10 protein-coding genes, 1 tRNA gene and 1 pseudogene are annotated in these 11,984 nt (G+C 48.1%); 5 read left to right on the plus strand and 7 right to left on the minus strand.

Translation table 11 applies throughout. The annotated features are described in order from the left end of the window. The 3 genes and pseudogenes from VFS25_RS02430 to VFS25_RS02440 all read left to right on the plus strand — a co-directional run. Window positions 1-330: pseudogene (locus VFS25_RS02430) on the plus strand (SusC/RagA family TonB-linked outer membrane protein); the annotation flags it as partial. 19 nt (window positions 331-349) lie between these two features. Further along, window positions 350-1,939: a RagB/SusD family nutrient uptake outer membrane protein gene (locus VFS25_RS02435; RefSeq protein ID WP_326460520.1), complete on the plus strand. Its 1,590-nt coding sequence runs from the start codon at window positions 350-352 to the stop codon at window positions 1,937-1,939. 253 nt (window positions 1,940-2,192) lie between these two features. Next, a tRNA-Ser gene (locus VFS25_RS02440) sits at window positions 2,193-2,279 on the plus strand. 688 nt (window positions 2,280-2,967) lie between these two features. Here VFS25_RS02440 and VFS25_RS02445 read toward each other — a convergent pair. The 5 genes from VFS25_RS02445 to VFS25_RS02465 all read right to left on the minus strand — a co-directional run bounded on the left by VFS25_RS02445 (window position 2,968) and on the right by VFS25_RS02465 (window position 6,514). Further along, window positions 2,968-3,468 (minus strand): hypothetical protein, encoded by a 501-nt coding sequence (locus VFS25_RS02445; RefSeq protein WP_326460521.1) that lies wholly within the window; start codon window positions 3,466-3,468, stop codon window positions 2,968-2,970. A 406-nt stretch (window positions 3,469-3,874) separates the two neighbouring features. Next, complete coding sequence (locus tag VFS25_RS02450; RefSeq protein WP_326460522.1) at window positions 3,875-4,567, minus strand: hypothetical protein; 693 nt, start codon at window positions 4,565-4,567, stop codon at window positions 3,875-3,877. A gap of 184 nt (window positions 4,568-4,751) precedes the next feature. Further along, complete coding sequence (locus VFS25_RS02455; RefSeq protein WP_326460523.1) at window positions 4,752-5,396, minus strand: HD domain-containing protein; 645 nt, start codon at window positions 5,394-5,396, stop codon at window positions 4,752-4,754. 29 nt (window positions 5,397-5,425) lie between these two features. Next, window positions 5,426-5,875: a carboxymuconolactone decarboxylase family protein gene (locus VFS25_RS02460; protein WP_326460524.1), complete on the minus strand. Its 450-nt coding sequence runs from the start codon at window positions 5,873-5,875 to the stop codon at window positions 5,426-5,428. Window positions 5,876-5,938: 63 nt separating this feature from the next. Next, window positions 5,939-6,514: a Crp/Fnr family transcriptional regulator gene (locus VFS25_RS02465; RefSeq protein ID WP_326460525.1), complete on the minus strand. Its 576-nt coding sequence runs from the start codon at window positions 6,512-6,514 to the stop codon at window positions 5,939-5,941. A gap of 114 nt (window positions 6,515-6,628) precedes the next feature. Between VFS25_RS02465 and VFS25_RS02470 the strand changes: the two genes are divergently transcribed. Together VFS25_RS02470 and VFS25_RS02475 are read left to right on the plus strand one after the other, a co-directional pair. Then, window positions 6,629-7,432, plus strand: a complete 804-nt coding sequence (locus tag VFS25_RS02470) for an SDR family oxidoreductase (RefSeq protein WP_326460526.1) — start codon at window positions 6,629-6,631, stop codon at window positions 7,430-7,432. Window positions 7,433-7,512: 80 nt separating this feature from the next. Continuing rightward, window positions 7,513-8,379 (plus strand): RNA polymerase sigma factor, encoded by an 867-nt coding sequence (locus tag VFS25_RS02475; RefSeq protein ID WP_326460527.1) that lies wholly within the window; start codon window positions 7,513-7,515, stop codon window positions 8,377-8,379. On the opposite strand, the gene VFS25_RS02480 is transcribed toward VFS25_RS02475, so the two are convergent. Both VFS25_RS02480 and VFS25_RS02485 read right to left on the minus strand, forming a co-directional pair. After that, window positions 8,376-10,511, minus strand: coding sequence for a c-type cytochrome domain-containing protein (locus VFS25_RS02480; protein WP_326460528.1), 2,136 nt, complete (start codon window positions 10,509-10,511; stop codon window positions 8,376-8,378). The two genes, VFS25_RS02475 and VFS25_RS02480, sit on opposite strands and share 4 nt — an antisense overlap. A gap of 14 nt (window positions 10,512-10,525) precedes the next feature. Next, the gene (locus tag VFS25_RS02485) at window positions 10,526-11,980 is read right to left on the minus strand and encodes a DUF1501 domain-containing protein (RefSeq protein WP_326460529.1); all 1,455 of its coding nucleotides are present in this window, start codon (window positions 11,978-11,980) and stop codon (window positions 10,526-10,528) included. Between the last annotated feature and the right edge of the window lie 4 nt (window positions 11,981-11,984).

The following is an 11,984-nucleotide window of genomic DNA, read 5'->3' on the forward strand; positions in this document are numbered from 1 at the left end:
GTGCAGTACAATATGCTAAAAACAGCATTCGATAAGGTGTACGGCAAAACCCGGCTGAACGACGACCTGGCGCTGGTAAGCTATTATATTGAGAACGGCGATTACTGGAAGGTAGACAACATTACTATCGGCTATAATTTCAATACCAGCCGGCTGCGTTACATTCAAAATGCCCGTGTATATGTAGCTGCCCTGAACCTGGCTACCATTACCGGCTATAAAGGAATAGACCCGGAGGTGAACCGTACCGGCCTGGCGCCCGGTGACGATGAGCGGGACAAATACCCTACCACCCGCACCTTTACCCTGGGCGTAAACCTTATTTTTTAAAGCTTAAACAGCAGTTGTTATGGAAAACAGGCATTACACATATATGGGACTGGTTACCGCAGCCATGCTTTTATTTGCCGGCAGCGCGTGCACCAAGCTCGATCCTGAAACCTTTTCAGAAATAGTAGAGGAAAATATTGTGTACAAAGAGGCTGATACGGCCGCTATTATTGCACAGGCCTATAGCCCGTTACGGCCGGTAATGGCAGACTGGATGGGATTGTTTGACCTGGAAGAGGAAAGCGCCGACGAGATCATAACCCCCGCACGCCCCAACGGCTGGTACGATGGCGGCACCTACCAGCGTATGCACCGCCATACCTGGACATCGCTGCAGGAACAGCCAAGCGCTTTATGGGGGCGGGTGTACAACGGCGTTGCAAACACCAACCGCGCCATATGGTTAATTGAATCAGGCACCCTGCCTGTGCAGGAAGCCAAAGGCAGCCTGCTGGCGGAGCTGAAAGCCTTACGCGCTTACTACTATTATCTTTTATGCGACAACTTCGGCAATGTGCCGCTGGTAACAGACTACCAGGATCTTTCTGTTCCCAAACAAAGCAAGCGGCAGGAGGTGTATGATTTTATTGTAAAGGAGCTGAACGATAATATGGCGCAGCTGCGCGAATCAGCCGGCACCGGTATGTATGGCCGCTTTAATAAATGGGCAGCCAAAACACTGCTGGCAAAAATGTACCTGAATGCAGGCGTGTACACCGGCACTGCCGCATGGGCGCAATGCCTGCAGCAATGTAACGATGTAATACAGGCTGCGGGTGAAGCAGGGTACATGCTGGAGCCCAAGTACCGCGATAACTTCAAGACCAATAATGAAACTTCCCGGGAGCTGATCTTCACCATTCCTTATGATGAGATCAATGCGCCGGGGTTTATTATTCATATGAAAACCCTGGACCCTTTAAGCCAGCAGGTGTTTCGCATGGAAGCGCAGCCCTGGGGCGGCAACTGTGCGGTGCCGCAGTTTATTGACACCTATGATGCTGCTGATACGCGCCTGCAGGACACCTGGCTGCAAGGGCCGCAGAAAACGCCGGCCGGCGTGGAGGTGATCAATTATGTAAAATTTGTGGAGAGCATTGAAAAAAGTAAATCCAATGAGGGGTACCGCATTGGCAAGTACGAGATAAGGGTGGGCGCCAAAGGCTCGCTGAGCAACGATTTCCCGGTGTTCCGCTATGCAGATGTGCTGATGATGAAGGCCGAATGCCTGCTGCGCACCGGCCAGGCAGCTGAGGCTGCGGCACTGGTAACACAGGTGCGGCAGCGCGCCTTTGCAGCCACTGACCCGGCTAAGGCTACCGTTACGGCAACAGCGCTGCAGCAGGGCAGCCGCTACCAGTATGGTTATTGGGATAACGGGCAAGTAACGGAGCTGCAGGGCGGCGCCGACATTCCATACGGCCGTTTCCTGGATGAGCTGGGTTGGGAATTTGCAGCAGAGGGCCATCGCCGGCAGGACCTGATCCGTTTTGGCGTGTTTACCACTAAAAAATGGTTCCAGCACCGGCCTAATGGAGATAACCGTAAACTGTTTTTTATACCGCAGGAAGAGATGAACAAGAACCCGAACCTGGTGCAGAACCCGTAGTGCCTTTATCATCATCCGTTGGCAGGGAGCTGCCGGCGCACACAAAACCGGCAATGTGCCATTGACGTCAGCTGGCCTGGAGCTGGACCACCGCCATACTGGTCAGTGTTCACGAATGCCCTGTAACAGCCCGCCGTAATTTATTATGGCGGGCGTTTTTAATATATAACAGCGGGCTTTTATTCCTTAAAAATACCTTTTGGAATTGCAGGTAAAACCCTTATTTTTGCATCCCTGAATTAAGATTTCAACCGGAGAAGTGCAGGAGTGGTTGAACTGGCACGCCTGGAAAGTGTGTAAACTCGAAAGGGTTTCAAGGGTTCGAATCCCTTCTTCTCCGCAAATATTTTATTTTCAATGAATTATGGCTTGTATATAAACTATACAGGCTATTTTTTTGTGTTAACCCTCCATAACTAAGTAACCCATCTTCTCTAACTGGTAACCTCTCAATTCATTTAAAACTAATTAGTTATGTAATTTCTTAAACTTTAGCTTCATTCTGAATATACAAGTCTAAAATCAATAAAAAAAGTCAATCACCTATATATTTTCGGATTTCAGTTGGTTCGCAAAAGAGTTGAAATTACGACAGGCATTTATGTTAAGGCTATTAATTGGAATGGAAAACGGCAGATAACATTGCACAAAGAACCGGACAGTGATTTAAATAATACTAAACTGGAACAACTAAGAAAATCCTTTAAAATATCTATAAAAACCTTGTTAAAAACGGCATAACCTACAACGCGGAATTTATAACGAACCGAATGATAGGTAACAGTGCTGAACATAGAACATTACTGGAAATAATCAAAAATCATAACCATCTTTGAACTCATAGGGGAATATGGCCGACTACACAAAAACAGGGGCATAAAGTCCAGTACACAATTTTCTTTCAGAATGATTGCCCTGCATCAACCTATCAATCCGCCAAAGAAAGTGTGTATAATGGACTGTAATTACATAAAAACAAACAGATGGAGGGTTTACTCCATCTGTTTGTATGAGGATTTAATATACTGTTATTTAGTCCATGTGCGATACAGAAGCCGGTACTTGTTAAGGGTATCGAAATCAAGAAAGAAACGAAATGTGATACACTCTAATCCACTATCCAAATCATTAGGCACCAGGTAATGGACATCTACCTTTTTTTCCCAATTCCACATATAATGATATGGATTGACACCTTCAAGCATATTACCATGTGCCACACTACCAATGCCAAAGATTTTATCTAGATAATCAACGAGGGAATATCCCGTATGATCATGTGGAAAAACTTTTATTGAGTTTATTTTTTTATCATCTTTGGTCGAAAAATAGATATATCGTGCTGAAAAGCTATCGCCAAACCCATTCTCAATACAGCTGGCATCACCTGAAAATCTATGCCAGTATTCCGCAGCAGGACCAGGCACAAACATTTTCTTATCGGCGGCATTGAATGGTTCATGATCGGGAAGGTTTATAATGTCCTCACCCAATTTGATTGAATCAATACCAAGTGGTTGCAATAACATTTTTAGCTATTTTTTACTAATATAAACAAACGTATTAACAGTCGCGACCCCTAAACTTCAGTGTCTTATATTGGGTGCCATCTTTGAGTGAAAAAGATGATGGGTCGAGATTAACACGAGCCGGATTTGCAGTAGGGGCATAGTCCCAATCATTGCGCAATAGGTCATTCAATGCCTCAATATGCGTTTTTGAAGTGCTGTCTTAGTTTGGCTTGAAGTGAAGCGCTATTTATCACCATTGAAGGTGTAATTTCCGGATTGGCAATTACTATCGCACTAAGAACCCCCGCAGTGGCCTGCTCGGCATCTGTAGCAGCTAATGTAGACATACCTTGTGCTATATTGGCTTGAATAATAGAACCGTCAAAGGTAATATATGGTAAACCCACCTCAATTGGGCCAACGTTTATAAATAATACTGACCATTACCAGCTCTATTATATAAACCAAATTTATAATCTACGATAACGGCACTTTGCCAATTACCTTGCCGAATGAAATTGTATGAAGCGCTGCAAGGGATATTTAAGACATCTGCTTCAGCGGCGGGAGCTGCTGATGGCAATTCAACATTAACAAAAGGATCAGGATTTGTACCTCCTGGTGGTGGAGTAGGCGGATTAGTCGGATCAGTAGGGGGTGTTGGAGGCGTTGGATCATCCGGTGTTTCAATACATGTAACACTGGTAGGCTCGCTACCATTCGGTGACCACATGGTACCTGGGCATAATCCACCAGCCGTAGTATGAGGTGCACAATCTTGACTGCCTTCTGTAGCTGTAACCTCTACTTGATTGCCTGAACAAATTCTGCTCCAAAAGCACCTGTACCTCGTAAAACACTCAAGATTTTCTGTGGTTGGACTTCTATGTCCATAATCTTTTGATGATGTACCGTCTTTATACTTCAAAAAATAACGTTTGCCATTAGCCTTTTCCTGAAGCAATACACCACTCCAACCTACCTTGCTACTTGATACGTTCTGAATATAGAGGCCAATAGATAGATCAATTGACCCATCAATGATTCTGCCTATTAAGTAAGGAGAATTACCTGATTGAACAATTGCATTCTTTACGTGGGAATGAGTTAACAACATAATAGGGTATATGTCAACAAACTTTTAATTTTTGAAAGGTATAGTTTTCAAAACTATTGTCCCTCATTTCTGCTAGACGGAACAAATATATAAAAGCAACTGAACTTTAAAACTATTTTTCAAGATTCAGGTTAATAAGAAGGGGCATGTTGTCAATGCCCCTCTTAGTTTCATTATATTGTTATTATTCCTGCCACGGCGACTGCCGGATAGCATCACAAAAATCTTTTCTTTGATAGCCGGGGATCATACAGGCACAAATGTCTGCATTAATGCTGCCATAGGTGGTATGTGGTTTATGTTTAAAGCCATCAAAGAAAGCCGGGATAATTTGCTTCTTAAACCCGTTGCGCGGAAATTGCCTGGTTATTTCTTCGCGGTAATTTGCCGGTAATTTGTCGTAACCCCGGCCTACTACATCCAACGCAACGCCATAGTTCAGTAATGCTACTTCCGGTTCTTTATACTCCGCAATGCCGGGCGACGTGTGAAGCGCAATGGCATCCCAAACCAGCTGAAGCATTTGGGGTGACACACCGTAGCTTTTAAGGAAATCGCGTGCTGCATTGGCGCCATCCACTTCAAATCTTTTATCCTCACTACGGTAATGCGGTGTTAAACCTAAGTCGTGAAACACTGCGCTCACATATAAAAGCTCCGGATCGTACCGGGTATTGTTTTGCTGCCCTTCCAGGGCAGCGAAAAGAAACGTCCTTAATGAATGGTTGTACAAAAGGTCGGAGCCATGTTCGCGCAGCAATTCAGTTGCCTGACCTGCAATTGCGCTGTCTGGTATTTTAATTCCGGCGATCACTTTACCTGTTGCCATGTTTTTCCTTTTATGAGTAAACGGATGTTTTAGATTGCTTCTGTTTTAGTAGAAATGCCTACCCGGTTTAAAAAGTTCATGTGGCAAATGCAGATGATAATATCAGTTATCCCTTGTTCTGTAAAATAGGATCTGAGATTTTCATATGCATCGTTTGAAAGACCATGAAAAAAAATATTGGTTATTTCGTCCGTTACCTGCAGAACAGCCCGTTCAACGGCGGTAAACAGCGGACTTTCCTGCCATGCAGACAGCGCGAATATCCGGCGGGGCGTTTCCCCGTTTTTCAGCGCTTCCTGTGTATGATAGTCAATACAAAAAGCACACTTGTTGATTTGCGAAACCCGGATTTTGATAATTTCCAGCAGGCTTTTGGGTACTGTTGATTCGTATAAGCGTTTGTCTATTTTCGATACCAGGTCCCAGTATAAAGGTTCCTCCTTCCATACATCAAGGCGATGTTTAATAACTTTAGCCATAAAGTTCGTTTGTTTTGTTTCGGCAAAGTTCGAAAACATACATCCCGCATCGCTTAAACCTGTTTAAGAAAGATACTTTTTCCTGATTTCACTCAGGTATTCTGGTGTGAAACCCAGAAAAGAAGCAAGCAGGTATTGAGGCACACGTTGCGTAAACGCAGGAAAATGTTGTAAAAAATGCTGGTATAACTCCTCTTTCGAAAACTCAAAAAGAAATCTAAATCTCATTTGGCACGCAGCATATGCCCGCTGGAACACCAGGTGAAAATATGCATGGAGTTCAGGCATTTGTTTGAAAAGCGCTTGCTGACGATCAGCTGTAATAGACAGCACTTCTATATTTTCTATGGCACGAATGGAAAATTGCGCGGGAGCGCCTTGCTGGAAAGCTGTAAAATCTGAAGTCCACCAGTCTTCCAACGCAAAGTCAATCGTTTGTTCAGTTCCATTTTGCCTGAGATAGTATAAATGAACGCAGCCTTTTATAATAAAAAACTTTTCGTAGCACCGGTGTCCCTCTGTCAGCAACAGCTCTTTCTTTTTATATTTTTTATGCTCAAAGAAAGATTCCGGCAAACCGGCCTCACTTACATGAATTGTGCTGACTTTTTCTATGTGATCTATAAGGTGTTGTATCATTACCAATGCATTTGCCGCCCAACAAAATTATTACAATTTGGAATGCGGACTGATGGGCAAAAAAATTCCGACCGTTTTGCCGGGCTAAATCGTCAAAAGATAAATTTAAACAACATGCAAAATCTAAAAGACAAAGTAGCCGTTGTATTTGCCGCATCCGGTGATATTGCGGGAGCAGTTGCACGGTCGTTTTCACAGCACGGGGCAAAGGTGTATGTTACCGCCCGGAACCTCAATGCCGTAAATGTATTGGCCGGGGAGATCAGGGCCAGCGGCGGACACGCGGAAGCTGCCAAAGTAAACGCATTGAACGAGATGGAAATTGATACCTTTTTAAAGAAGGTGGCATCGGACAACGGCAGGCTGGATGTGATATTCAACGGCATCGGGGTTGATTATAGCGAAATGGGGGGCCGCCCGCCTACAACAGCGGCAACTTTTGAACAATTTATGGCCCCCATGGAAAAGATCTGCGGATCGCAATTCCTTACTTCAAGGGTAGCGGCGAAGTATATGATGCAAACCCAATCGGAGGGCACTATCCTGCTGCTCACAGCTGCATTATCCAGGTCAAAGCTTCCCAACCTGGCGGGTATTACGGCCGCCAGCGCAGCGGTAGAAGGGTTAACCCGGGTAATGGCGGCCGAATGGGGAGGCAATGGAATAAAAGTGATCTGTATCTGCGCCGGCGCACTGATGGAAACAAGGCGGATTTCCGGATGGATAGATGCTGCCGCAAAACATCTCGAAATGCCCACGGAACAGCTGGTGGCGCAGTACAAGGCCTTTGACATATTAAAAACAAGTCCCACACTGAAACAGGTGGGTGAAACCGCTGCTTTTCTCGCCTCTGAAACGGGGGTAGCTTTCAACAGTCATATTGTGGATGTGGATTGCGGTAAGCTGAATATTTTGTAGCACATAACCTTTCTTATGGTACATTAGCGGTTGCGGCCCCCTGGTGGAGGGCTGCAACCTCATTTTTATTAATGAATTGAATGGAAAGAGAAGATATCCTCCAATCGGCCATAGCCGGCGATGTAAATGCATTCCAAACACTGTTTGCCGAATTTCAAAACCAATTGAAATCGTACCTGTACCGTTTGCTCACCGACCGGGATGATGTAGATGACCTTACCCATGATACTTTTATCAAGGCGTTTACCAATATATCTACCTTCAACCAGGCGTCTTCGCTGAAAACCTGGGTATTCAGGATAGCCACCAACCTTGCTTATGATCATTTAAGAAAACTAAAAAGATGGCGGCCGGATGCCCAGGACCGGGCCGCAGACCTGGCCATAAGTTCAGAGGAGATCAGGCAGGTCTTTTGGATGGTTCACGATACGTCGCCTGCGGGGGCTTACGAAATGAGAGAGCATATCGACTACTGTTTCACCTGTATTTCAAAGACGCTGCCCATAGAAAACCAGGTAGCGCTGATCTTAAAGAATATCTATGATTTCCAGGTAAAGGAAATTGGTCTTATTCTCGAAAAAACAGAAGGCGTGGTAAAACACCTGTTGAACGATGCCCGGAATACAATGACAGATATTTTCGAGCACAGGTGCGCGTTAATCAACAAGAACGGCGTTTGCCACCAATGCAGCCATATAAATGAAATTTTCAACCCTAAACAAAATCAGCAGGAAGCGCTGATGAAGCTGGAGCTGGTAAAAGCCTCAAAGAAATATAACAGGGAGCAGCTTTTTACGCTGCGCACATTATTGGCAAAAGCAATCGATCCCCTGCACGCTGCAGGCACCGACTTTCACGAAGAAATTATGAGATGCCTTAGAACGGCCATTGGTGAAAAAAGTGATTTTTTTGAGCGGAAACCGGGTAAAGACCGCAATAGCAGCTAATTCACAAGTATTTCATCTGCAAACAGCCATGCTTTCTGCCCTTTAGCTGCATGCCAGCCCGGCAGCTTCGGCAGCGGTTTTGCAACAATCTTGATATAGCCCAGGTTCGTGGTTTGGAAGGGGCAATCTATGCGAATGCTGCCGGGAGGCTCGCTCTTACCGGGCATTGGCGGCCTGCACCTGTTAAGGAGCCGCAATTGCGCAGGGCTGCTGCCGCCCCATACCTCTACCATGGCGGGCGGAAACACCCAGCCGCCGGTATTCCGCAGCATAGAGAGTGTGACGTTCTTTACGGGCTGCGGCTCCCTGAAGGTGAGCAACAGCTCCATGGCGCCGTTCTGGTAGCCCAGCCACTTGCCGTTGCCGTAATCCATATCGCCCTTTTCCATATCCACCAGCGTTTGCCCGCCGTTGCCGCTGTATTTGGGCGCGGGTGCGGTTAGCAGCACAATGCTGTCGGGTTTATAGGTGGTTTTATAAAAGCTGAACTCCGCTACATCACTGCCATACCAGCCGGCTTTGTAAGCTTTTGCGCGGATAACAGCGCTGCTGTCCAGCTGCATGCCTGGCCGGAACACGTTGGAGTGAATGCTGTCGGGCATAGAACCATCGGTAGTGTAACGGATCTCCGCACCGCGTACGGGATGTTTTAGCTGGATGGTTGTTACGCCGGAAAATATAGGCGTGTAGTTGTCTGCCAGGGGCTGGGTTAGTTTCAGCGGCTCGCCGCCATCGTCCGTAAAACCTTTTATAAAGGCAATTTGCCGGTGCTGCTTTGCCAGGCTGTCAAGCTCTTTACCCGTGAGGTGAGTGTTCCAAAGGTATAGCTCGCGCAGACTTTTACTTTTCAGCAGCGGCTGCAATTGCGTATAGCTTACGGGGGTGCCGCTGATGGCCAGGGATTGCAGGTGCGGCAATGCGGCCAGCTCGGATAATGTATTGCCTTGTATGGAGCTGAAATCCAGGTTCAGCCGCCGCAGCTGCTCAAACTGCAGGATGGTCCTCATGTCTTCATCCTTCACCGGCATCTTTTGCAGGTGCAGCTCTACAATCTGTTTCTTCAGCGGCAGCAGCTCTTCCAGCGCTTTGGCGGTATATTTATCCCTGTTATAGAAGTTGACCACCAGCGCCGGGGAACTCATGGCAACGGGGTAAATAACGCGGTAATTGTTATTGAGCTGCCGGATGGTTTTTTCATCTGCCGCGGCAAAGTCGTAAACAGGCGCGGAAGCGCCGGCAGCGGGCTGCAACCGCTCGGCAGCAAGCAGCCGCAGGCTGTCTGTAGCCGCCAGGGATATAACCGCTTTATCAAATGGCGCTCCTGCTTTCACCCAGTAATACAGCAGCTGCATTTCCTCTGCGGTCAATTGCGGCTTGCCATCCGGGGGCATATGTTTCTTTTCAGCTGCCGGCAGGTGAATGCGCTGCAGCAGCAGGCTTAGTTCCGGTGCGCCGGAAACCCATAACGGGCCGGTTTTTCCGCCGGCCAATAATTTTTCCCGCGTGGTCATTACCAGGCCTCCTTTGGCTTTGGAAGCGTTGTGACAGCCGAAACATTTTTCTTCCAGCACCGGCTTTACCAGGTGCTCATATACCATTGCTTTGTTCAGCGGTACTGCTACCGGCGTGCGTACAGGCGTTACCGGCGCCAGCAGAAAATTATCGCCGTGCGTGATGCCTGCGCCCAGGTGCCCTGCCAGCAGCAGGCAAACGGCGGTGAGCACTGCGCCGGCCTTTGACAGCAGCTGCTTTTGCATACGCCGCTGCTTGTACCAGCACAGTAATGAAGACAAGGCCACGATGCCTGTGCCGGTCCATTTATGCCAGCTTAGCGCCTCACTTTCGTACCCGCCTTCCCGTGAGAGGAACAGGCCCATGATCACCGTAAGGGCGGCTGTTAATGCGCCTGCCAGCAGCACGTCACCGGCAATGTCTTTCATGCGGGGAGTAAATTCAAGGAACGCTGCCAGTAACAGCAGCACAATAGGAAAGTGCAGCAGCAGCGGGTGCATGCGCCCAAGTACCTGCAGCCATGCCGGTATTACGATCCGTTGTTCAAATACGAGAAAAAAGAGAATGAAAATATCCGCGGCAAATAACAAGTTAATAGCCACACGCCTGAGTTGCTGCATCTATGGTTTGTTTACTAAGCAAGAATGTCCTTCACTACGGTACCCGCTACATCGGTTAAGCGGTAGCGCCTTCCCAGGTGTTTGTATGTCAGCTGCTCGTGGTTCAGGCCCATGAGGTGCAGGATGGTGGCATGAAAATCATGCACATGCACCGGGTTTCTTGTAATGTTGTAGCCCAGTTCATCTGTTTCGCCGTACACCAGCCCGGGTTTTACGCCACCGCCGGCCATCCATACGGAGAAGCAGCGTGGATGGTGGTCCCGGCCGTAGTTGTCCTTTACCATTTTGCCCTGGCAGTAGTTGGTGCGGCCAAATTCACCGCCCCATATCACCAGTGTTTCATCCAGCAGCCCTCTTTGTTTGAGGTCTGTGATCAGCGCAGCGGAGGCCTGGTCCACATCCCTTGCCTGCCCGGCCATCTCCTGCGGAAGATTGCCGTGTTGATCCCATCCCTGGTGGTAGAGCTGTACAAAGCGAACACCGTTTTCAGAGAGTTTGCGGGCCAGCAGGCAGTTGGCGGCATAAGTGCCGGGCACCAGGCAATCGGGGCCATAGAGGCGGATGATATTATCCGGTTCCTTTGAAAGGTCTGTTATTTCCGGCACCGCAGTTTGCATGCGGTAAGCCATTTCATATTGCTGGATGCGGGTGTTGATTTCGGGATCGCCGAATTCCTGGTACGAGAGCTGGTTCATTTCGGCCAGCTTGTCCAGCATTTTACGGCGGTCTGTTTTGCTCATGCCACCCGGGTCATTCAGGTACAGCACCGGGTTTTCACCGCTGCTGAACTGCACGCCCTGGTGAATGCTGGGCAGGAAGCCATTGCTCCACAGCTTGGAGTACACGCCCTGGCCGTTGCCTTTGCCGCGTGACAGCAGCACGCAAAAGGCAGGCAGGTTTTTATTCTCGCTGCCCAGGCCATAGCTAAGCCAGGCGCCCATGCTGGGCCGGTTGCCCTGCTGCGCGCCGGTTTGGAAGAAGGTGAGCGCGGGATCATGATTGATGGCTTCCGTGAACATAGACCGGATGATGCAGATGTCGTCTACTACCTTGGCCGTATGTGGAAACAGGTCGCTCACCCACGCGCCGGCAGCGCCATATTGCTTGAAATCGTAGAATGAGCCTACCAGCGGAAAGGAGGCCTGCCCGGAGCTCATACCGGTAAGGCGTTGGCCCATGCGCACAGAGGCCGGCAGCTCCTGTCCCAGCATTTCGCGGAGCCTGGGTTTATAATCAAAACTTTCCAGCTGTGAAGGCGCCCCGTTCTGGAACAGGTAAATCACTCTTTTAGCCTTAGGCGCAAACTGCGGCATGCCGGGGATAAAGGCGCTTTCCGCCGCATCACTGCCGCCGCCGAAGAGATCCGGTATCAGCAGGGAGCCCAGCGCCACGCTGCCCAGGCCAAGACTAAGCCGGGAAAGAAAGCGGCGGCGGTTCATATTGAGGCCATGTTCTAAAAATTCTTTCATACAA

The sequence above is a fragment of the Chitinophaga sp. genome, assembly GCF_035761305.1.
Lineage (GTDB): Bacteria > Bacteroidota > Bacteroidia > Chitinophagales > Chitinophagaceae > Chitinophaga.